The sequence below is a fragment of the Ochrovirga pacifica genome, assembly GCF_000220525.1.
GTDB classification, from domain to species: domain Bacteria; phylum Bacteroidota; class Bacteroidia; order Flavobacteriales; family Flavobacteriaceae; genus Ochrovirga; species Ochrovirga pacifica.
This window is the reverse complement of the sequence record NZ_AFPK01000029.1, coordinates 43,429-66,272: the sequence shown is the minus strand read 5'-3', so window position 1 is coordinate 66,272 and position 22,844 is coordinate 43,429. Positions and strand designations below refer to the sequence as shown.

The 22,844-nt window shown below is 33.1% G+C and carries 21 protein-coding genes; 14 read left to right on the top strand and 7 right to left on the bottom strand.

The genetic code is table 11. The features are described 5' to 3' along the window. Positions 1 to 93: 93 nt before the first annotated feature. Together thrS and FS85_RS0104970 are read right to left on the bottom strand one after the other, a co-directional pair. On the bottom strand, positions 94 to 2,034 hold the full coding sequence (thrS, locus tag FS85_RS0104975) for a threonine--tRNA ligase (RefSeq protein ID WP_010134984.1): 1,941 nt from the start codon (positions 2,032 to 2,034) through the stop codon (positions 94 to 96). Positions 2,035 to 2,169: 135 nt separating this feature from the next. Continuing rightward, complete coding sequence (locus FS85_RS0104970) at positions 2,170 to 3,984, bottom strand: sensor histidine kinase (protein WP_010134983.1); 1,815 nt, start codon at positions 3,982 to 3,984, stop codon at positions 2,170 to 2,172. A gap of 250 nt (positions 3,985 to 4,234) precedes the next feature. Between FS85_RS0104970 and guaA the strand changes: the two genes are divergently transcribed. Together guaA and FS85_RS0104960 are read left to right on the top strand one after the other, a co-directional pair. Further along, positions 4,235 to 5,767 (top strand): glutamine-hydrolyzing GMP synthase, encoded by a 1,533-nt coding sequence (gene guaA, locus FS85_RS0104965; protein ID WP_010134981.1) that lies wholly within the window; start codon positions 4,235 to 4,237, stop codon positions 5,765 to 5,767. 141 nt (positions 5,768 to 5,908) lie between these two features. Then, positions 5,909 to 8,116, top strand: a complete 2,208-nt coding sequence (locus FS85_RS0104960) for a LysM peptidoglycan-binding domain-containing protein (RefSeq protein ID WP_010134980.1) — start codon at positions 5,909 to 5,911, stop codon at positions 8,114 to 8,116. Here FS85_RS0104960 and FS85_RS0104955 read toward each other — a convergent pair. After that, positions 8,093 to 9,106 (bottom strand): NAD-dependent epimerase/dehydratase family protein, encoded by a 1,014-nt coding sequence (locus FS85_RS0104955; RefSeq protein ID WP_010134979.1) that lies wholly within the window; start codon positions 9,104 to 9,106, stop codon positions 8,093 to 8,095. The genes FS85_RS0104960 and FS85_RS0104955 overlap by 24 nt on opposite strands. 63 nt (positions 9,107 to 9,169) lie before the next feature. On the opposite strand from FS85_RS0104955, the gene FS85_RS0104950 reads away from it, so the two are divergent. Further along, entirely contained in the window at positions 9,170 to 9,739 is a 570-nt protein-coding gene (locus FS85_RS0104950) for a 5-formyltetrahydrofolate cyclo-ligase (protein ID WP_010134978.1), read from the top strand. Next, positions 9,723 to 10,382, top strand: a complete 660-nt coding sequence (locus FS85_RS0104945; RefSeq protein WP_010134977.1) for an HD domain-containing protein — start codon at positions 9,723 to 9,725, stop codon at positions 10,380 to 10,382. The genes FS85_RS0104950 and FS85_RS0104945 overlap by 17 nt, the downstream gene beginning before the upstream one ends. Before the next feature lie 107 nt (positions 10,383 to 10,489). Here the strand turns inward: FS85_RS0104945 and FS85_RS0104940 are convergent, their stop codons facing one another. Continuing rightward, positions 10,490 to 11,161: an SCO family protein gene (locus tag FS85_RS0104940; RefSeq protein WP_010134976.1), complete on the bottom strand. Its 672-nt coding sequence runs from the start codon at positions 11,159 to 11,161 to the stop codon at positions 10,490 to 10,492. Positions 11,162 to 11,277: 116 nt separating this feature from the next. Between FS85_RS0104940 and rseP the strand changes: the two genes are divergently transcribed. The 6 genes from rseP to FS85_RS0104910 all read left to right on the top strand — a co-directional run bounded on the left by rseP (position 11,278) and on the right by FS85_RS0104910 (position 16,859). Then, positions 11,278 to 12,606 carry an RIP metalloprotease RseP gene (gene rseP / locus FS85_RS0104935; protein ID WP_010134975.1) on the top strand — a complete coding sequence of 443 codons (1,329 nt, stop codon included), beginning with the start codon at positions 11,278 to 11,280 and terminating at the stop codon, positions 12,604 to 12,606. A gap of 111 nt (positions 12,607 to 12,717) precedes the next feature. Continuing rightward, entirely contained in the window at positions 12,718 to 14,559 is a 1,842-nt protein-coding gene (locus FS85_RS0104930; protein ID WP_010134974.1) for a cation:proton antiporter, read from the top strand. Positions 14,560 to 14,652: 93 nt separating this feature from the next. Further along, a complete protein-coding gene (locus FS85_RS0104925; protein WP_010134973.1) occupies positions 14,653 to 15,198 on the top strand; it encodes a 30S ribosomal protein S16 in 546 nt (181 codons plus the stop codon). 18 nt (positions 15,199 to 15,216) lie between these two features. Further along, positions 15,217 to 15,744: a ribosome maturation factor RimM gene (gene rimM, locus FS85_RS0104920; protein WP_010134972.1), complete on the top strand. Its 528-nt coding sequence runs from the start codon at positions 15,217 to 15,219 to the stop codon at positions 15,742 to 15,744. Between the two features lie 35 nt (positions 15,745 to 15,779). Then, positions 15,780 to 16,472 (top strand): tRNA1(Val) (adenine(37)-N6)-methyltransferase, encoded by a 693-nt coding sequence (locus FS85_RS0104915; RefSeq protein ID WP_010134971.1) that lies wholly within the window; start codon positions 15,780 to 15,782, stop codon positions 16,470 to 16,472. A 3-nt stretch (positions 16,473 to 16,475) separates the two neighbouring features. Further along, positions 16,476 to 16,859 (top strand): DUF423 domain-containing protein, encoded by a 384-nt coding sequence (locus tag FS85_RS0104910; RefSeq protein WP_010134969.1) that lies wholly within the window; start codon positions 16,476 to 16,478, stop codon positions 16,857 to 16,859. 29 nt (positions 16,860 to 16,888) lie between these two features. Here the strand turns inward: FS85_RS0104910 and FS85_RS0104905 are convergent, their stop codons facing one another. The 3 genes from FS85_RS0104905 to FS85_RS0104895 are packed head-to-tail and all read right to left on the bottom strand — an operon-like array spanning position 16,889 to position 19,385. Continuing rightward, positions 16,889 to 17,317, bottom strand: coding sequence for a DUF4296 domain-containing protein (locus FS85_RS0104905; protein ID WP_010134968.1), 429 nt, complete (start codon positions 17,315 to 17,317; stop codon positions 16,889 to 16,891). A gap of 6 nt (positions 17,318 to 17,323) precedes the next feature. Continuing rightward, positions 17,324 to 18,661, bottom strand: a complete 1,338-nt coding sequence (locus FS85_RS0104900) for a dihydroorotase (protein ID WP_010134967.1) — start codon at positions 18,659 to 18,661, stop codon at positions 17,324 to 17,326. 4 nt (positions 18,662 to 18,665) lie between these two features. Next, the gene (locus FS85_RS0104895; RefSeq protein WP_010134966.1) at positions 18,666 to 19,385 is read right to left on the bottom strand and encodes a polyprenol monophosphomannose synthase; all 720 of its coding nucleotides are present in this window, start codon (positions 19,383 to 19,385) and stop codon (positions 18,666 to 18,668) included. A gap of 137 nt (positions 19,386 to 19,522) precedes the next feature. On the opposite strand from FS85_RS0104895, the gene FS85_RS17015 reads away from it, so the two are divergent. The 4 genes from FS85_RS17015 to FS85_RS0104875 all read left to right on the top strand — a co-directional run bounded on the left by FS85_RS17015 (position 19,523) and on the right by FS85_RS0104875 (position 22,755). Beyond that, positions 19,523 to 20,125 carry a DUF4271 domain-containing protein gene (locus tag FS85_RS17015; RefSeq protein WP_394329947.1) on the top strand — a complete coding sequence of 201 codons (603 nt, stop codon included), beginning with the start codon at positions 19,523 to 19,525 and terminating at the stop codon, positions 20,123 to 20,125. Positions 20,126 to 20,132: 7 nt separating this feature from the next. Further along, positions 20,133 to 20,882 (top strand): uroporphyrinogen-III synthase, encoded by a 750-nt coding sequence (locus tag FS85_RS0104885; protein WP_010134964.1) that lies wholly within the window; start codon positions 20,133 to 20,135, stop codon positions 20,880 to 20,882. Between the two features lie 62 nt (positions 20,883 to 20,944). Then, complete coding sequence (locus FS85_RS0104880) at positions 20,945 to 21,535, top strand: DUF3109 family protein (protein WP_010134963.1); 591 nt, start codon at positions 20,945 to 20,947, stop codon at positions 21,533 to 21,535. A 248-nt stretch (positions 21,536 to 21,783) separates the two neighbouring features. Next, entirely contained in the window at positions 21,784 to 22,755 is a 972-nt protein-coding gene (locus FS85_RS0104875; protein WP_010134961.1) for a ribonucleotide-diphosphate reductase subunit beta, read from the top strand. Positions 22,756 to 22,844 lie beyond the last annotated feature (89 nt).

The following is a 22,844-nucleotide window of genomic DNA, read 5'->3' as shown; positions in this document are numbered from 1 at the left end:
GCTGGTCCTCTTGACCTTCTTCTTTTAATTGCTATGGCTATCTATATTTTGCTCTTATGTAGGTATTTTACATAAGAAAATTAAACTCTTATTTTAAAACTGAACCAAAGTTTTTGCAATTTCTTTTTTTATCAATTCGATAAAATCAGTAATAGAGAAAGTTCCCAAATCTCCCTCTCCGTGTTTTCTTACAGATACGCTTTCTTCATTTTCTTCTTTTTCTCCAACAATAATCATGTAAGGAACCTTGCTAACTTCGGCATCTCTAATCTTACGACCTGTCTTTTCATTTCGATCGTCAATGAGGGTGCGAATTTCGGAATTTTCTAGTAATTTTGAAACTTTTTCGGCATATTTCTGATATTTCTCACTGATAGGCAGTAGAATAACTTGTTCTGGCATTAACCAAAGCGGAAAATTTCCTCCTGTGTGCTCTAGTAATACCGCAATAAATCGTTCTAAAGACCCAAATGGAGCACGGTGAATCATCACAGGTCTGTGCAATTCGTTATCTGCTCCTTTGTAAGTAAGATCAAAGCGTTCTGGTAAGTTATAGTCTACCTGAATGGTTCCCAATTGCCAGCTTCTTCCTAAAGCATCTTTTACCATAAAGTCTAACTTAGGTCCGTAAAATGCTGCTTCACCAGTTTCTACTACAGTTGTTAGTCCTTTTTCTTCTGCTGCTTCTATAATAGCGGCTTCAGCTTTTATCCAGTTTTCATCTTTACCAATGTATTTTTCTGGTTTTTCTGGGTCACGCAATGAAACTTGTGCTGTAAAATCGTCAAACCCTAAAGAACTGAATACGTACAATACCAAGTCGATGGTTGCTTTAAATTCGTCTTTTAACTGATCTGGAGTACAGAAAATATGTGCATCATCTTGTGTAAAAGAACGTACACGTGTCATTCCATGCAATTCTCCAGATTGTTCGTAACGGTAAACCGTACCAAATTCGGCATAACGTTTTGGTAAATCTTTGTAAGAAAAAGGTTTAAAGTTATAAATTTCACAATGGTGCGGACAGTTCATTGGTTTTAGTAAAAACTCCTCATCCATTTTAGGAGTTTTGATAGGTTGAAAACTATCTTCTCCGTATTTTTCATAATGACCAGAAGTTACGTACAAGTCTTTTTGACCAATGTGTGGTGTAACCACCATTTCGTATCCTCCTTTTTTTAATGCTTGTTTTAAAAAGTCTTCTAAGCGTTGTCTTAAAGCCGCTCCTTTAGGTAACCACAAAGGCAATCCTTGACCTACTTTTTGAGAAAAAGTAAATAATTCTAATTCTTTTCCAAGTTTACGGTGATCGCGTTGTTTGGCCAATTCTAAAATTTCCAAATACTCCGTTAGCATTTTGGCTTTTGGAAACGAGATTCCATAAATACGAGTTAACTGGGGTTTGGTTTCATCACCACGCCAATAAGCACCTGCAGCACTCATTACCTTTACAGCTTTAATTATACCCGTATTTGGAATGTGCCCACCACGACACAAGTCGGTAAAATCATCGTGGTCACAGAAAGTTATATCTCCGTCAGTTAAATTTTCAATCAGTTCAATCTTAAAAGGGTTTCCCTCTTCTTTATATTTTGCCAAAGCATCAGCCTTAGAAACTTCACGCATATTAAATTCGTGTTTTCCTCTGGCCAATTCTAAGAACTTTTGTTCAATTTTTGGAAAGTCGTTTTCAGAAACTTTATGTTCTCCAAAATCAATATCATAGTAAAAACCGTTTTCTATAGCAGGTCCAATGGTTAAGTGAACACCTGGATACAGTTTTTGAATGGCTTGTGCCAATACGTGTGCAGAAGAGTGCCAAAAAGCTTTTTTTCCCTCTGGTTGATCAAAAGTATATAAGGTTAAATTACCGTCTGTAGTTAATGGGGTTTTGGTTTCAACGGTGGTTCCATTAAAATTTGCAGAAATCACGTTTCTGGCCAAACCTTGACTAATGCTTTTGGCAACATCCATTGGAGTACTATTTTTTTCGTACTCTCTTACACTTCCATCGGGTAAAGTAATTTGAATCATTTTATTTTAAAATTTATGGATGCGAAGATAGTTAATAATTTAATCAAACATAAAGTCTAACTTTAAAAGATTGTTAGGCTTCTTTTTTATTTTTTTGATGAAATTATAAGAATAGATGGGAATATTTGATTGCTCTTATAAATAATACAATTGTTCGGTTACAGTAGATTGTATTGGAATGCTAATTTTATAGGAAACTCCTTTGTTTAATTCTGAAGTTAACTGAAAAACACCTTGTAAAAACTGGACTCTCTTTTTAACGGAGTTAATACCAAATCCTTTTTGTTGTTCTTTTTTCATACCAATTCCATCATCTTTTACGTTTAACACAATAGTGTTTTCATCAATATAAACCTTTATAGTTGCTGTGTTTGCTTTGGCGTGTTTGATAACATTAGTGGTTAGCTCGCAAACAATTTTGTAAACTTCTAGTGTTAATGGCTTAGGAATAGATGTGTTGTTGGGGTTAGAAAACCCTAGCATAACATGTACCGTTGTAATTTGATTGATTTTTTTACAATATTCAGACAAAGCTTCATAAAAATTATGAGTATCTATATTGGGCAAAAAATTGTTATTAAGTAATATTTTATAATCGTTTCTAAAAGCTTTAATAGTTGTTTGTAGCAATTGATGATCGCTATTGTTTTTAATTTGTAAGTTCAATGCTTCTATATAACTTCCAAAAGTATCGTGAACATCGTTTACCAAGTTGTTGGTTTGTTCATTTAAGTTTTGATTGAATGATCTTTTTAGCGTGTTGTTTTCGTTTTCTAATTTAGAAGCTAAATTTTTAGCATTGGCATTAGAGGATATAATGTAAACTAACATTAGAGTCATTTCTAAAATTAAGCCCAAATTAAATAGTTCTGAAAAGAAAAAGTTTTTTAAAATAGAATCTTGATAGGTGGGGTTGTTGTATACAAAAATAAAAATTCCAATAATAGAGTTTAAAAAACCAAATCCCAAATAAAATGGAATCACTTTATGAAAAATAAGAATAATATGGATGATGCCAACTATAAACACCATTGGCTTTAGCACAGCCCATACTACAATGTACCAGTCGTACAAACCTCCATAAAACATTTTGTAAATATACACAGCCCCTAAGCCCGCAGAAATATATCCAAAAATGGTTAAGATTTTTTTTAAGTAAAAAAGACGTTTCGGAAAAGGGTAAAAATTGGCATAAAAAAAACACGAACTCAAAGCCATCATCGTATGCGAAAAGCTTTTGGTAGATGTGATTAAAAATTCAGACTCTCCCCAAAAGTATTGTGGTCCAATACCTTTGTTGGCCAACATAGCCATTGCCATAAAAAACACCAAAGAACCGTACCATAAAAGAGAATATTTTTTTTCTACCAGAAACAAAATCAAAATAATTAAAATCAGTAAACATACATAGGTAAGCGTGCCTCCGGTTAAGAAATATTCAATTTCTACCAATTTTAAAAAGTCATTTGTAGTGTTCAGTTGCGGTGCCAATCTAGTTTTAGATTCTACATCCTTTATTTCTACAAAATACTCTGTTTTATGATTTTTAGCTTTTAACAACCAAGTAGGTTGTCGGTAAAAAACCTGTTTGTAACCTCTGTTGGTAATGTAATGCAATGTTTCTAAACTATCTAGTGTACCATTGCTATAGCTGTATACTTTTCCGTGTGGTAAGTAAGAATTTCCAATAGTAAAATAGTAGTTTTCTTCGGTTTTAGGTAAAGAAAAATGCATCCAAAAAGTTTTGCCTTTAGGGATGTGGTGGTATATTTTGTGCCCAAAAGGTTTGTTGAATTTTTGTTGATTATAGTATAAAAGCGTTTGTTTTATAGAACTTGAAGTTAAAGAGTCGTTTAGCAGCTCAAATTTGTCGTAAGGATGATCCTCTTGAGAAAAAAGTGTTGTGCAAGTAACAATACAAACAAAAAAGGTTAATAAAATTGATTTCATAACAATTCTTATAGAAAGTCTGTAAAACGAATCAAAAGATAGTAATTCGGTAGTTAACAGGCAATAATAGGGATGTTAAGATTTGTGTAATAAGGAAAAAAAGAAATTGACGTTTTTTAAAAACGAAACAGGTAGTGTTGTAATGCGTTGTTATTTAGTGTGTTACATGCTTTGTTTTTAGAGCTTTTTTTTATGATTTATTTGCAGAAATTAGGCTTTTAAGTCCGTAAATAAAAGTTTACTTTTGTGCATGCAACAAAAAGTACTTATTCTAGATTTCGGATCTCAAGTTACGCAGCTGATAGCTCGTCGAGTGAGAGAATTAAACATTTATTGTGAAATTCACCCCTACAACAGCGAAAAATACAATTTTGCTGATTACAAAGCAGTTATTTTATCAGGATCTCCACACTCAGTAAGAGGGAAAAATGCTCCTAAAATCGATTTATCTGAAGTAAAAGGTAAAAAACCATTATTAGGAATTTGTTACGGAGCACAATATTTAGCTCACTTTTTTGGAGGTGAAGTAGGAGCTTCAAACACACGTGAATACGGTAGAGCTAACTTATCATTCTTAGATCATACCAATCCATTATTTGATGAAATTAAAGAAGGAAGTCAGGTGTGGATGAGCCATTCTGATACCATTTTAAATCTACCAGAAAACTACGAGTGTATTGCAAGTACTCCTGATGTAAAGAATGCAGCATACCATATAAAAGGCGAAGATACTTATGCAATCCAGTTTCACCCAGAAGTATATCACTCTACCGATGGAACTAAATTGTTAGAAAACTTTTTAGTAAAAATAGCAGGAGTTGCTCAAGAATGGACACCAAATAACTTTGTAGAAACTACGGTTCAAGAAATCAAAGACAAAGTAGGAAACGACAAAGTCGTTTTAGGATTGTCGGGCGGAGTAGATTCTACCGTAGCAGCAGTATTGTTAAACAAAGCTATTGGAGATAACTTATACTGTATTTTTGTAAACAACGGATTGTTACGTAAAAATGAGTTCGAAGGAGTATTGAAACAATACGAGGGAATGGGCTTAAACGTAAAAGGAGTAGATGCATCAGAAAGATTCTTAAAAGAATTGGCTGGTTTGTCAGATCCAGAAGCAAAACGTAAAGCAATTGGAAAAGTATTTATTGATGTTTTTGATGACGAAGCAAATCAAATAACAGATGTAAGGTGGTTGGCACAAGGTACTATATATCCTGATGTTATCGAATCTGTTTCTGCAGATGGAGGACCGTCGGCTACGATTAAATCACACCATAATGTAGGAGGATTACCAGATTTTATGAAATTAAAAATTGTAGAGCCATTGCGTATGATTTTTAAAGATGAAGTTCGTAGAGCAGGAAAGTCTATGGGAATTGACCCTGAGTTGTTAGGACGTCATCCTTTCCCAGGTCCAGGATTGGCAATTCGTATTTTAGGAGATATTACTGCCGAAAAAGTTGCCATGTTACAGGAGGTAGATCATATTTTTATTCAAGGATTAAAAGATCATGGTTTGTACAATTCTGTTTGGCAAGCAGGAGCTATTCTGTTGCCAGTACAATCTGTAGGAGTAATGGGAGATGAGCGTACCTACGAAAAAGCTGTAGCCTTAAGAGCGGTAGAGTCTACCGATGGAATGACAGCCGATTGGGTGGATTTACCTTATCCTTTTTTGCAAGAAATTTCTAATAAAATTATCAATAGTGTAAAAGGGGTTAATAGAGTAGTGTATGATATTAGCTCTAAACCACCAGCAACAATTGAGTGGGAATAAAAAAATGAACAGCACCAATCGAAATTTCGGTTGGTGTTTTTTTTAGCTACTGATTGTATAATACCTATCAGTTTCAATCGTTCTAATACTGTTATTTGGTATAATATATGTAATATTGCCAATTGAAAACTTGTTTAAATTATGAAGGAATCTAAACTTTTATTCTTTTTATTTTTTGCGATTATAACAACTTCTTTAGTTGCTCAAAAAACAAAAGATTACAAAACACAAAAGGGAGAAACGCTAAAAGAAATAGCAGAAAAGTTTAAGGTAAATTACAAAGCATTGTTAAAAGCCAATCCTGATGTAAAAGAAAAACCTAAAAAAAATACCATTCTAAAAATACCTTTTAAGCTAACACCTACACTAAATAGTAGAGATTTACAACCCATAGATTTTAGGGAAGATAAAGAAAATCGATTATCAGAACTGCCTAGAGAAAAAACATATGGTTTGCATGAGGTAAAGCCTAAAGAAACACTGTATAGTTTGTCCAAACAATATGGAATATCTATGTCAAATTTAATTCAGCTAAACCCCGTGTTGGCCAAAGATGGTTTAAAAATAGGACAAGTTCTAAAAGTTCCCAAAAAACAAGAAGTACATCAGCCAGAAGTAAAAAGAGTTGTTGTAAAAAAGCAACACTTAGTACAACCTAAAGAAACCTTGTATGGAATTTCCAAAATGTACAGTGTTTCTATAGATGCGATTAAAAATAATAATCCTACTATAGAAATTGAAGGGTTAAAAATAGGAACAACTTTAATAATACCAGTAAGAGAAGTCTTTGTAACCGAAACTCAATTAAAAACACAAACCAAGGTTCGGAAAAAAATAAAAATAAGTGGTGAAAAGCACATAGTAACCAAAGGAGAAACACTATACAGCATTGCCAAGCAACATGGAGTTGCTATTTCAGAATTGTTAAGAGCAAACGATTCGATAGTTTTAGATAGTCTAGTAGTAGGTACTGCTTTGGATTTGCCTTATCACAAAGTGTCCTCTGTGTATATGCAAAGCAGCATTGCTCCTATGTACAAAGCAAAGCCTGTTAAATATTTTTACAGACCCAAACAAGATAGTATTTACAATATTTTACAAGATTATCGGGTTTCAATGGATTCGTTAAGTTCTATCAATCCAAATTTAGATTCTATTCTTTTTTATGGAGGAGATTTGTTATTAGGCTTTGATAAAGAATTTTATCTATTCGACGAACATCAAAAACTAAAAGATTCTATAGTAACCAATCGATCTTTGTCTTTAATGCTAATGTTGCCTTTTCAATTAAAACAAAATGATACTTTAAAGGAAAATGATTTATTTTCTAGTCCTAATAGCTTGCCAAATATTGTGTCAGATTTTTATATGGGAGCAGAGTTGGCCATCGATTCTTTAAGAAAGCAAGGTGTAAAATTGAAGGTGGATGTAATTGATACAGAAAAATCAGTAAATGCAATTCATTCAAAAATAGATTCTTTAAAAGCGTTAAATCCCAATGTAATTGTAGGACCGCTGTACAGTGGCAATGCTATGTTTGTGGCCACTAACTTTCCTAGCACGCCTGTTTATTATCCTGTGTATTCTAGTAAACAATCTGGGTTTACTAATTTTAATTTGATAAAAACTGCTGCAAGTAAAGATTTGCTAAAAGATCAGATGTTGTCTTTTATCAAAGATCACAGAAAAGACGAACATTTAATTATTGTAGGAAAACAAGAACATATAAATACTTTAAAATCGTATCAAAAAGCTTTGATTAAAAAAGACAGTTTAGGGATGAACTTGCAGGAGGACATAACTTTGTTAACCCTATCCTCTAGAGGATATTTTACTCCCGATGATTTTTCTACAAGAGTGAAGCCTAATAAGACCAACTGGATTTTAATTGCCGAAAACAACAATGTAATAACCAATGACGTGTTTAGTAATGTAAGTGGACTGGCCAAAGATGAAGAGTTGAATGTAGATTTTAGAATTTTATCGTTTGAAAAACTAAATTTTGTAAACAAACTTTCTTATGTAGATTTGGCTAAACAACAATATACCTACGCCACGGATGAAGTTGAGTACGAGCCTTTGTTAGCATCAACTTTTGAGAATCAATATTTAAAAAAGAACAATGCCTTGCCAAGTGAATTTGCAGTCAGAGGTTTTTCTGTTACTTACGATGCCGTAATTCGCGTATTGCTAAGAAAACAACATGATGTTTCTGGAGCTTCACACCGATACAAGCAAGCGTTTTATTATCATAAAAATGGATTTCCAATTAACGGAAACCAAACGGTATTCATCAATACGGTAGAAAACACAAAAGAAAATGGATTAAGAATTGTTAGACTTAAGTAGTTTACTAGCAATTGTTTTTATAGAATGTTCAAAAGGAGTGTAGTTAAAAGCTACACTTTTTTTGATAAGTGTTCCGTTGTAAAACGATTTTTGATGAGAAGATCGTGTGCTATACTTGTTCAAAGCACTATAATAGGTTCTAAAAGTTAAGAGAGAAACTACTTCATTAATTCTCCAAAGAAGTTCCGTTAACCATTTTTTTGCGTGTAATTTTGGCGGTGTTGCTTGTAAACTATTAGCAATTAAAGTAAAAAGCTGCAGAAAACTTAAATTCTGATTTACCAACACAAAACGAATGTTTTTTAGCGAACTTTCCATAAGCAATTCCATCGCTTTTACGACATCCTCTACAGCAACAACCCCAGTAACTCCTTTGGTGTAAAAAGGAAACCCTTTGCTAATTTTTACAAACAAATTGCTCGTGTTTGCATGCCACATACCAAAGCCAAAAATAACCCCAGGGTTTACAATAGCAACAGGCAATCCTTCCTGAGCCCCTCTCCAAACCTCCATTTCTGCTCCGTATTTGCTAATGCTGTAATCACTATGATCTTCTTCCGGATTCCAGTCAGACGTTTCATCCATCCATTGAACTCCTGGTTTTTTAGATAAAGTTGCAATAGAACTCACAAAGCAAAGTTTAGAGATGTTAAATTCTAAGCATAGGTTAACAACATTGGCAGTTCCTTCTATGTTTACTTTTCTCATAGCACCAGCATCTTTTGGATGAAAAGAAACCATGGCAGCAGCATGATATACTTTGGTAACGTCTTTAAAAACTGGTGTTAATGAGGGGATATCGATAATGTCTGCTTTTTTCCAAACAATATGCTTATAATTCTTAGTGTCTCCGTATAGCTGAAATACATGATGTGTGTTTTTCTGAGAAGCTTTACTTCTGTAAATAGCAATAATGTTTTTGTGCTTTTTACACAAATGATACAACAAATGGGCTCCTACCAAACCAGTTCCTCCAGTAACTAAAATCATGCTGTGAAATTAATGATTTTTAGCCAATATTAATTGTTAATTTTGTCTTTCAAACTATTTAGAATGACCAAAAAAGAACTGAGAAATTTTTATAAAAACCAAAGAGTCAGCTTAACTTCAGAACAAGTGGTTGATAAAAGTATGCAAATTGCAAATCAACTGTTAAAACTAGATATATGGGACTGTGTATATTATCACTTGTTTTTAAGTATCGCTCATCAGAAAGAGATTGATACAGAGCAGATTTTGCATATTTTATTTGCTAGAAGTAAAGAAGTAGTTGTGTCTAAAACCAATTTTGATGCAGGAATGCTGTCTCATTATTTATTAACAGAAAACACCAAACTGCAAGTAAATTCCTATGGCATACCAGAGCCTACAAACGGACTTAAAGTTCCGGAAAATCAAATAGAGGTTGTGTTTGTACCATTGTTAGCCTTCGATACAAAAGGAAATAGGGTAGGCTACGGAAAAGGTTTCTACGATCGATTTTTAAGTCAATGTGCTACGACTACACTAAAAATTGGTCTCTCATTTTTTGAAGCTCATCAAGAAATTTTAGATGTTTCTGCGTATGATGTTCCCTTAGATATAAGTGTAACCCCAAATACAATTTATGATTTTAGAAAGTAATCAACAAAAAATAGAAAAAACCATTCAGTTTGTAAAAGATCAATTAAAGAATGCAGAAGGAGGACATGATTGGTTTCATATAGAACGCGTATACAAAACCAGTATGACCATTGCCAAAGAAGAAACTTGTGATCCGTTAATAGTGGCTTTGGGAGCTTTGTTGCATGATATTGCAGATTCTAAATTTCACAACGGAGACGAGACTGTTGGGCCTAAAGTAGCTGAAGAATTTTTACAAAAATTAGAGTTTGATGCAGCAGTGATAACCCATGTAGTGCAAATAATAAAAAATATTTCTTTTAAAGGAGGAAAAGAAAAACAGAATTTTAAGTCTGTAGAATTAGATGTTGTTCAAGATGCAGACCGGTTAGATGCTATAGGAGCTATTGGAATTGCGAGGGCTTTTAATTACGGAGGTTTTAAAAATAGAGGGCTTTACAATCCTGAAATTCAGCCTAATTTAAACATGACCAAAGAAGAATACAAAAACGCTACGTCACCTACGCTAAATCACTTTTATGAAAAACTATTGTTGCTAAAAGATAAAATGAACACAACAACTGGAAAAGCCATAGCTGTACAAAGACATGAGTTTATGACCTTGTTCTTAGATCAGTTTTATAAAGAATGGGAGGGTAAATAAAATGAGTGTTGTAGCTTATAGATTTTTGTTGTAATTTGTCATCGAGATTTTTAATCTCAACTTTTTCATAGAAATCCCTCTTGTTGCTTTAGTGGCAAGAGGGTGAATTATTTTTCTGCTAATAAAAGTTCTATGTCTTTTATCACTTTTTTAATTTCTTCAGAATCGGTGCCGTCGTAAAAACCACGAATTCTTTTTTTAGCATCTACCAAAACAAATTGTTCGGTGTGTATAAAATCCTGTGCACCTCCATCACCTTCATCTAACACAGCAAAGTAGTTTTTTCTAGCCAAATTGTAAATTTCTTTTTTGGGTCCTGTAGTCAAATGCCATTTTCCCGAAATCGCTCCATGAGCTTGGGCATAACTTTTTAGAACAGGAACACTATCCATAACGGGAGTAACAGAATGTGAAAGGAATTTTACGTGATTGTTATTTTTAAAGTGAGCTTGTAAAATAGTCATGTTGTCAGTCATTATAGGACAAATTGTTCCGCATCGGGTAAAGAAAAAATCGGCAATGTAAATTTTGTCCTTAAAATCTGCCTCTGTTATAGTTTTTCCGTCCTGATCGGTTAACTTAAAAGAACCAATGGTGTGGTTTTTAGATTTGTTTAGTAAACTTTCGTCTACCAACCTTGGGTTGATATCTACAGGGTTATATATTGGCAAAGATTTTGCCTGATAGTTCAAATAATATAAATAAGAAATAATTACCACGGACAAAGCTGCCATGGCAATAAAAGTGTATTTGGATTTGGAAAAGAAATGAGATTTCATCAAACTAAAATTTTGTCAAAGTTACAAAGCATTTTTAGAAACTTTACCAAAACAAACGAGTACACATAATTAAAATTGTACATTTGTTCGACCAAAAAAAGAATTACTAAAAATACATGGGAAATTTAATTATAGCAGGACAGTTCTTATTAAGTCTTTCGCTGCTGATTGTACTGCACGAATTAGGACACTTTATTCCTGCAAAATTATTTAAAACAAAAGTCGAAAAGTTTTATTTGTTTTTTGATTATAAGTTTTCATTATTCAAGAAAAAAGTAGGAGAAACCGTATATGGTATAGGTTGGATTCCTTTGGGAGGTTACGTAAAAATTGCAGGAATGATTGATGAGAGTATGGATACCGAGCAGATGAAGAAAGAACCACAACCTTGGGAATTTAGATTTAAACCTGCATGGCAACGTTTAATTATTATGTTAGGTGGAGTAATTGTAAACTTTATTCTAGGTTTGCTTATTTATATCATGATTTTTGGTGTTTGGGGAGAAGAGGTAGTGGCTCCTAAAGATGTAAAAAACGGATACGCAGTAGCAGACACCTTTAAGCAATTTGGTTTTAGAGATGGAGATACTTTTTTAAGTGTAGACGGAAAGCCCCTAGAAAATGTAACCAAAATAAATAAGTACTTGTTTTTAAGAGATGTAAAAACAATTGAAGTACTACACGCAGACGGAACCCAAGAAATGTTACATGTACCTGAAGATATTGGAAAACAAATGTGGAAACAAAATATTTTAGAACCATTTACACCTATTTTTCCTGCAGTTATTGATTCGGTTTTAGAAAACACTCCTGCATTAAAATCAGGAATGTTAAAACATGACAAAATCGTTACTGTAAATAACGAGCCTACTCCGTATTGGTCCGATTTTACCTCAAAAATTAGAGAAGCAGACAATCAACCTATCAAAGTAACCGTAAATAGAAATGGTAGTTTGGTAGATTTAAGTATTACTCCTGAAGATAATAAAATTGGAGTTTCCCCAGCTTACAACCCTGAAGAGATATACAAAGTACAAGAAAAAACGTACGGAATCTCAGAAAGTATATCCAAAGGAACTGCAGCCGCTTATTGGACATTAAAAGACTATATGTCTCAGTTTAAATATGTGTTTACGAAAAAAGGAGCTACTAGCATGGGAGGTTTTATTTCTATAGCAAAAATATTTAGACCTGTTTGGGACTGGAAAATATTTTGGTCCAACACAGCTTTCTTATCAATTATGTTAGGGTTTATGAACCTGCTTCCAATTCCAGCATTAGACGGAGGACATGTAGTATTTACCTTGTACGAAATGGTTACAGGAAGAAAACCTGGAGACAAATTTTTAGAATATGCACAAATTACAGGTTTTGTGTTGTTGTTATCCTTATTGGCTTTTGCTAATGGAAATGATTTGTATAAATTGATAACAAGTTGGTTTTAAACCCAAAACAAAAGATCAAGAAAGAGGTGTTTTAATTAGATTTAAGACACCTCTTTTTTTTAGCTATTTCAATTAAAATTTATATTTTACTACTTTATTAAAACAGGCAATATGGTCGAATTAGCAGGGATTATTATTTTAGGGATTTTAGCGCAGTGGATTGCATGGAAATTTAAAATTCCAGCCATTTTACCATTAATTTTGGTGGGAATTGCAGTAGGGCCTGTTTCTACTTTTTTAACCAACGATGGTAGCAAGTGGATTGAACCTGTGTGGAATGGTTCGCACGGACTGTTTGCTGGAGAAAGTTTGTTTTACTTTGTTTCTTTGGCTATTAGTATTATTCTATTTGAAGGAGGATTGACTTTAAAGAGAAAAGAAGTACTGAACGTAGCACCAGCTATTTTAAAGCTAATTACTTTAGGAACGGTAATTACTTTTTTCGGAGCAGGAATTGCAGTACATTACTTATTTCAACTCAGTTGGTCTATCTCTTTTTTATTCTCGTCCTTAATTATAGTTACAGGACCTACGGTAATTGCACCAATTCTAAGAAATATCCGCCTAAAAAGAGACGTGTCAGCAGTGTTAAAATGGGAAGGTATTTTAATAGATCCCATAGGGGCTTTGGTAGCCGTTTTGGTTTTTGAGTTTATCAGTATTGAAAACACCAGCGATTATACCCAAACAGCTTTATTAGAGTTTGGTAAAATTGTACTTTTTGGTTTTACCTTTGGATTTACTTTTGCCCATGCTTTTAATTTGGTACTTAAGAAAAAATTGGTGCCCATGTATTTGCTAAATGTTTTTACGTTAGCTTATGTTTTAGGTGTCTTTGTTTTGTCAGACTCGTTTGCACACGAATCAGGTTTGTTATCTGTAGTAGTTATGGGAATGGTTTTAGGAAATATAGACATGCCACACTTAAAAGAAATTTTAGACTTTAAAGAGTCGCTTAGTGTGCTCCTAATATCCATTCTATTTATTTTGCTTTCTGCCAATATGAATGTGCAAGACTTTGATCTGATTAACAATTGGCAAACCTTAGCTTTGTTTGGGATTATTATTTTAATCATTCGTCCATTAGGAGTTTTTTTAAGCACCAGTAAGTCTAGTCTTAAGTTTACTGAAAAAATATTTATCAGTTGGGTAGGACCTAGAGGAATTGTAGCAGCAGGAATTGCTTCTTTGTTTGGGTTAAGATTGGTGGCCTTAGGAAAAGAAGGAGCAGAATACATTACACCCCTTGTTTTTGTAATTGTGCTAGGTACAGTATTGTTAAATGCTACAACAGCCAGAATTGTGGCAAAATTATTAGGAGTACACATGAGATCTTCTAAAGGAATCTTAATTGTAGGAGCATCTGAAGTGGCCAGAATCATAGCAAAATATTTGGAAGATAAAAACAGGTCGGTATTACTAATAGATAACAATGCAGATAAAGTTGAACTTGCTCAAAAAATGGGATTGAACGCAGAGGTTGTAGATGTGTTTTTAGATCAAGTAGAAGATAACTTTGAATACAGTGATATTGGTTATATCTTGGCCTTAACAGGAAGCAAAAAAGTAAATACGCATGCTATTCAGAGTTTTCATAAAAGAGTAGATGCTACGTCGTCTTACCGTTTTGTATCAGAATCAGAACTAAGGGAAGGTAAGCGAGATGAAGGACATAACTTTTTGTCACTTAATGATGACTTTATTCGCTTTAGTGATTTGATACGAGAGTACCCCGAAATAAACGAGATTAAAATAAACTCTCAAGAAGATTTTGATCAAAAAAATAAACAGTTAAATCAAGATCCTGATAGAATACCTTTGTTTGTTGCCGATGAGGATGGTGAGATGCATGTTATTGCTGCAGCGAATCAAAATTTAAAAATTGGTAAAAATTTTAAATTGATTTTTGTAGGTAAGCCCTTGTCAGAAAAAGAATTAAATACAGAAAAATAATTTTTTAGAACATAGCAAAATACAAGAGAATAATTGTATATTTGCAAACTCAAAATTGATAACGTAGGTCGGGAACCTACAAAATTTATAATTATGCCAGTAAAAATTAGATTACAAAGACACGGTAAAAAAGGGAAACCATTTTATTATGTAGTAGCTGCAGATTCACGTGCAAAAAGAGATGGTAAATTCTTAGAAAAATTAGGAACTTACAATCCAAACCATAACCCAGCAATTATCGATCTAAACGTAGATGCTTCTGTAGAATGGTTAAACAACGGTGCACAACCTACAGATACTGCAAAAACAATCTTGTCTACTAAAGGTGTTTTGTTAAAAAAACACTTACAAGGTGGGGTTAAAAAAGGAGCTTTGACAGAAGAGCAAGCAGAAGAAAAATTCCAAGCATGGTTAGCAGAAAAAGAAGCTGCTATTCAAGCTAAAAAAGACGGATTAAGTTCTGAACAAGCTGCAGCAAAAGCAAAACAATTAGAAGCAGAAAAAGCAGTTAACGAAGCTCGTATTGCTGCTGCAAAAGAAGCTGAAGAAGCATTGTTAGCAGAGGCTAAAGCTGCGGAAGAAGCTACTAATGCAGAAAATGCATCTGAAGAAGAAGTAAAAGAGGAGGCTGCTGAGTAATTAAAAATTACGATTTATATGCGTAAAGAAGATTGTTTTTATTTAGGCAAAATCGTAAGAAAATACAGCTTTAAAGGGCAAGTGGTTATCAAACTAGATACCGATGAGCCCGAACTTTATGAAAATATGGAATCAGTTTTTGTTGAACACGGCAAAGACTTGATTCCTTTTTTTATTACCGAAAGTTTGTTGCAAAAAGGCAATCAACTGCGTGTGCGTTTTGAAACTATAGATACCGAACAAGATGCAGATGCTATTATGAATTCTGGAATTTACTTGCCTTTAGCTTTTTTACCGAAGTTAAAAGGAAATCAATTTTACTTTCATGAAATCATCAATTTTACTGTAGAAGATATAAACTACGGAACATTTGGTGTAATAAAGGGAGTAAATGATACAACTGCTCAACCTCTTTTTGAAATTCTTAAAGACGATGTGGAGATTTTGATTCCTATGGTCGATGACTTTATCAAAAAAATAGATCGAAAAGAGAAAAAGGTAATTCTAGAAACACCTCCTGGGTTGATAGATATGTACTTGTCTTAAGCAATTTTATACCGAAACATTCTTACTTTTGCACAATGTTTCGTTTTAAACAATTTACTATCCAACAAGAAAAATCTGCGATGAAAGTAGGTACAGATGGTGTACTGCTTGGTGCGTGGACCCCTATAAGAGAAGCTAAAAAAATTTTGGATGTTGGTACAGGAACAGGGTTGATTGCTCTTATGTTGGCTCAAAGATTTGCGAAAGCCCATATTACTGCTATAGAAATAGATAAAGAGGCAAGTCAAGAGGCTCATCAGAATTTTAGCAATTCCCCATGGGCTAATAGATTGCAGTTAATTCATAATTCTTTTGATAATCAAGTGTTTGGACATTCTTTTGATTTGATTGTCTCTAATCCTCCATATTATACAGATACTGTAAAAACAGAAAACAAAAGAAGCTTAGCACGACATGTAAGTTGTTTGTCTTTTGAATTGCTACTGCAAAAAAGTGTCCATTTGTTGTCGGATCACGGTTGTTGTACTTTTGTAATTCCGTTTAAAGAAGAACAAGAATTTGTAAACTTAGCGAAGAAAGTTGGTTTGTATCCTATAAAAATAACAAGGGTAAAGGGGAGAGAAACATCTGCACTTAAAAGAAGTCTTTTGTGTTTTGCAAAAACGGAAGAAGAGTGTTTGCAAAACGAGTTAGTTATAGAAAAAGAAAGGCATCAATATACAGAGGCTTATATTAAATTGACTCAAGCCTTTTATTTAAAAATGTAAAAGATGAAAAAATATGTAATCATAGCTGCATTTAGCGGAGCATTGTCTGTGGGCTTGGGAGCTTTTGGTGCTCACGAACTTAAAAAAATTTTAGACACTGCTGCTTTGCAAAGTTTTAACACAGGGGTTCGTTATCAATTATTGCATACACTTTTAGTGCTCTTGGTTGTAGCTCTTCCTTTTGTAAGCGAGGCACAAAAGAAAAGAATTGCTACAATCTTGTTTGTGGGGATAGTAGCATTTTCGGGTTCTATCTATTTATTGACTTTGGGTATGGTTCCTGCTAAGTTTATTTGGTTTGTAACACCTTTAGGGGGCTTGTTGCTTTTAACAGGATGGATTTTATTGGGGATTTATGCATTAAAACAGAAAAAAACGACTTTGTAATTAGCAACAAAGTCGCTTTTTATAATTTTTTATTCAAGAGTTTCAAGTCTTTCAAAATCACTACCTGTTTCATTAAAATGATTGCTTTTAGGAGAAGCAGGTAAAGTGTCTTTGTTGATAAGATCTCTAATGCTGTCAATCTGAAAACTTAACCTAGCTTCTACTTTTTTTAGAATTTCTTCGTGTTCGCTTACGTTAGCACTGTAGTAAGCCAAACTATTATGAAAAGTAGTAGAATCCGTTTGGTGATTTTGATAAATATAACTCAAGTAGTTAATACTTCTATCACCATTTAGATTTTTAGAATTCCTAGCCGTTTTTGCAATGTATGTGTCGGCTAAAATGGTTGCCATTTTTTCTTTAGGAATTAAATTCTTTGGTTTTTTTAGTATGGTATTGCTGTTACAGGCCATCATTACAAAGCAAAGCAAAGCTAAAAGGTTGGAAGTATGTTTCATTAATTGTTATCGATTAAATGTAATGCGTTTACCTTTGGTTACATCATCAAACGTACCATTGTTGTAAATTAAATTACCATTTACAAAAGTATGTGTTATAGTGTTGCTAAATTCAGTTCCTTCAAAAGGACTCCAACCACATTTGTACAAAATATTGTCTTTATTTACTGTCCATTTTTGAGTAGGATCTACAAGTACCAAGTCAGCATAATAATTTTCTTTAATGTATCCTCGTTTTTCAATTTCGAACAAAATAGCAGGATTGTGACACATTTTTTCTACCACCTTTTCGATGCTTATTTTACCTTCGTCAACAAAATTTAACATAGCAGGCAAAGCGTGCTGTACTAGCGGACCACCACTAGGAGCTTTTGTGTAGCTGTTTAGTTTTTCTTCTAGTGTATGAGGAGCGTGATCGGTAGCAATCACATCAATTCTGTCATCTAAAAGAGCTTCCCATAATGCATTTTGATCATCTTTAGTTTTTACGGCAGGATTCCATTTGATAAATGTTTTTTTATCGGCATACATACTGCTATCAAAGCTTAAGTGATGCACACATACTTCGGCTGTAATTTTTTTGTCTTTAAGAGGAATGTCGTTTCTAAACAATTCCATTTCCATTGCTGTAGACAAGTGAAAAACATGTAGTCTGGCACCTGTTTTTTTAGCCAATTCAATAGCTTTTGATGAGGATAAGTAACAAGCTTTATCACTTCTAATAATTGGGTGTTGGTCAATAGGAATGGCTTCTCCGTAAGTGTCCAAAGCAGCTTGTAAATTGTTTTTTATGGTTTGTTCATCTTCACAATGCGTAGAGATGACCATGTTGGTTGATGCGAATATTTTTTCTAGAACCTCAGGATTGTCAACCAGCATATTTCCTGTTGATGAACCTAAGAATAATTTAATTCCAGCCACTTTTTTGGGGTCTGTTTTTAATAATTCTTCTAAGTTGTCATTGGTGCCTCCAAACATAAAAGAGTAATTTACATAAGAGTCTTTGGCAGCTATGGTAAATTTTTCTTCTAGCAATTCTTGAGTTGTAGCTTGGGGAATTGTATTAGGCATTTCTATAAATGTTGTAATTCCACCCGCAGCAGCAGCTTTACTTTCGGTAGCAATATTTGCTTTGTGTGTTAATCCTGGTTCTCTAAAATGTACCTGATCATCAATAGCACCAGGAAGCAAATATTTACCTGTAGCATCTATTGTTAGACAACCTTCTGGAGCATCAATGTGGTTTGCAATGCTTTTAATAAGGTCGTTTTCTATCAATACATCACCAGTAAAGGTGGTGCCTTCGTTAACAATGTTGGCATTTTTAATAAGAGTATGTCCCATAGTTTTAGTTGGTTTTCAGTCCTTTTAATTTCATTTTAATAACTCCAAAAATTGCTTCATGTATAATTGAGCTGTCCATTTTTGAAGTTCCCTTGGCTCTGTCTGTAAAAATAATAGATACTTCTTTAATCTGAAACTTATGAAGCCAAGCTTTGAATTTCATTTCTATCTGAAAAGCGTATCCTGTAAAGCGGATGTGTTTTAAATCTATTGTTTTTAGTACTTCTTTTCGATAACAAATAAAACCAGCTGTAGTGTCGTATACAGGAATTTTGGTAACTATTTTTACATATTTAGAAGCAAAATAAGAAAGCATCAAACGAGTAAAATCCCAGTTAATTACATTGATTTTGTTGTTGATGTATCTTGATCCTACGGCAACATCAGCTCCGTTTTTACAAGTATTAATTAATCTAGGTAAATCCTTTGGATTGTGAGAGAAATCTGCATCCATTTCTAAAATATAATCGTAGTTACGTTCTAAAGCCCAAAGAAAGCCATGAATATAAGCTTTTCCTAAACCCCTATCTTGGGTGCGAACTTCTAAAAAAAGATTTGGATATTGTAATTGCAGTTGCTTTACGGTTTTTATTGTTCCATCAGTAGAATTATCGTCTACAATTAAAATATGATAATCAGAATCTATATCAAATACAGCTTCTACAATTGCATTTACATTTTCAACCTCATTTAACGTAGGAACAATAATCAAAGATCGACTCATACTGGGAATTAATTTTGCCAAATTTACGTTTTTTTATTCCTACTTTTACAGCAAGTTTTGTTCCGAATTTAGAAAAGTTATAAAGAGTGGTACAGGTTTTAGAAGTAACGTATTACAACAAAATAGGTTTTGTATTAATGATCCCGTTGCTGTTTCTTTTTTTGATGAGTAAAATTGACTTAAAAAGAACAAAATTGTTGCTAATGGTTTTTTTTTCGAACAAGTATTTCTACAGATACCCCATTGATACAACACCCCATATTACTGTGTATAATTTTTTGTGGTATGGTGTAAACATCTCTACGTTAAACCTATTGTTGTTGCTTTTTTTGTTTGATAGAGAGCAAATTTATCATGAGTTTTTTACTTGCTATTGCAAAGCACTTTTGGTATCTTTTGTGTATTTACTTGTAAAATATTTGCTGTCTGAGGTTATCAATCAATTTAGATCAAAAACAACAAAATACAAGCAATTATTTGTGTTAGAATCTAGCTATTTTACATCGTTGCTTTTGATCAGTCTCTTTTTTATGAGTTTCGCTTATTTACACTTGCAAATCCTACCAGTAGCTTTTATAGCTACAAGTTCTTGTTTGTTGATTTTCTATGTGTTACGTGCTGTTCTTTTATTGGTAAATAACAAAAACTTAATCTCAAGTAAATTGTATTATATTATTTTGTATCTTTGCACCCTAGAATTAGTCCCGTTTGTATACTTGTACAAACATTATTTAGTGTAAGAAAAAGATGAAAGTAAAAACAATATTAGTTTCACAACCAGAGCCTAAAAGCGATCAACAATCCCCATTTACAATCTTATCAGAAAAACAAAAAGTGAAAGTAGACTTTAGGTCTTTCATTCATGTAGAAGGTTTAACGGTAAGAGAAGTACGTAACCAAAAAGTGGATTTGAGTAAGTTTTCAGCAATTATTCTTACCAGTAGAAATGCGGTAGATCATTTCTTCAGGATTGCAGAAGAAATGAGATACAAAGTTCCTAACGAACTAAAGTATTTTTGTCAGTCAGAAGCCGTTGCTTACTATTTGCAAAAGTATGTGGTGTACAGAAAACGTAAAATTTATGTAGGTAAAAGAACATTTCCAGAATTGTGTGAAGTTATCAAAAAACACAAGACAGAGAAGTTTTTGTTACCTTCTTCAGACAAGTTAAAAGATTTAATCCCAAGTTCTTTGGATACTTTGAACTTAGAGTGGACAAGAGTTAATTTGTACCGAACCGTAACTAGCGATTTGTCAGATTTAAAAGACGTTTTTTACGACGTATTAGTGTTTTTTAGTCCTTCAGGAATTCAATCATTGTTTAAAAACTTTCCTGAATTTGAACAAAATAATACAAGAATTGCAGCCTACGGAAACTCTACTGTACAAGCTGCTACCGAAGCCGGTTTAAAAGTAGATATTTCTGCACCATCGCCAGAAACACCTTCTATGACAATGGCTCTAGAAAAATACATAAAAGAGGTAAATAAAAAATAAATTTATCCATTGTAAAATATATAAAGAGCCTTTTTTGGGCTCTTTTTTTATCTAAAAAAAGTATGTTTCAAATAGGTAAAACATTAGTATCAGAAGAAATATTAGAAAATGAATTTGTTTGTAATATTTCTGCTTGTAAAGGAGAGTGTTGTGTAGCTGGAGATGCTGGAGCTCCCGTGTTGGATGAAGAAATTGATACGTTGAAAGAAGTTTATCCAAAAATAAAACATTTGCTTAGACCCGAAGGAATTCAAGCTATTGAAGAACAAGGAACTTATACAACTTCTCCTTTTGGAGAACACGAAACAACTTTGGTTAATCACAAAGAATGTGCTTTTGTAACATTTGATGAGAAAGGAGTTACTTCTTGTGGAATAGAACAAGCATATAATCAAGGGTTGATTGATTGGAAAAAACCAATTTCTTGTCACTTATATCCAGTAAGAGTTCAAGATTATTCAGAATTTTCTTCGGTCAATTACCATCATTGGGATATTTGTGATGATGCCTGTAGTTTAGGAAAAGAATTACAAGTTCCTGTGTACAAATTTCTGAAAAATGCACTGATTTTAAAGTTTGGAGAAAATTGGTATATGGAATTAGAGAAAGTTGCCGAAGAGTGGAAAAAGCAAAAAGGAAAAACAGACTTTTAAAAAAGTAAAACAGCATGTAGAACTTGTAAACACCCTTTTGTAAAGGGTGTTTTTGTTTTTTGTTTAGAATTGTTATAAATATAAGTAGTTGATAATTAATATTTTGTTTTTTGTTATGAAAATTGTTTGCAATTGTAATTGTTGAGAACTTTTAGTTTTTGTGGAAAAGTAGTTCTTTCATTCAACATAAATTTTTACAATCTTTGTTATCTCAAAAAATCCCTTTAACAAAAAAATAGAACTAAAATATGTCTCAAGTTGAACCAATTTTACAAGAGGATCCAAATAGATTTGTTATATTTCCTATCAAACATCAAGATATTTGGGAATGGTATAAAAAACAAGAAGCAAGTATTTGGACAGCTGAAGAGATTGACCTACACCAAGATATTAGCGATTGGGAAAATAAATTGAATGATGACGAACGTTACTTTATCAAACATATTTTAGCGTTTTTTGCTGCTTCTGATGGAATCGTAAACGAAAACTTAGCAGAAAATTTTGTGACAGAGGTACAATACGCTGAAGCTAAATTCTTTTACGGTTTTCAAATTATGATGGAGAATATTCACTCAGAAGTATATTCTTTATTGATTGATACCTATGTTAAAAACGAAGAAGAAAAAAATAAATTATTCAAAGCGATAGAGCACTTTCCTGCAATTAAATTAAAAGCAGATTGGGCTTTAAAATGGATAGAATCCGAATCTTTTGCAGAGCGATTAATTGCATTTGCAGCTGTAGAAGGAATTTTCTTCTCAGGAAGTTTCTGTGCTATTTTCTGGATGAAAAAACGTGGATTGTTACCAGGATTGACTTTCTCTAACGAGTTGATTTCTCGTGACGAAGGATTGCATTGTGATTTTGCTGTACATCTGCACAACAACCATATTATAAACAAAGTACCTAAAGAACGTATTACCGAAATTATTACCAATGCATTAGATATAGAAAAAGTATTTATTACAGAATCTTTACCGGTAAGCTTAATTGGAATGAATGCCAAATTAATGACCCAATATCTAGAATTTGTAACCGATAGATTGTTGGTAGAGTTTGGTTGTGATAAAGTATACAATTCAACCAACCCATTTGACTTTATGGATATGATTTCGTTAGAAGGAAAAACTAACTTTTTCGAGAAAAGAGTATCCGATTATCAAAAAGCAGGAGTAAAATCTGGAGGTACAGGAGAAATTAGTTTCGATGCTGATTTCTAAATAAAAACAACAAAGAACAAACTTGTAGTTTTTGTGACGACTTGGAAAACCAAGGTCGTTAGGATGCTACACCCTTTTAAACAATAAAA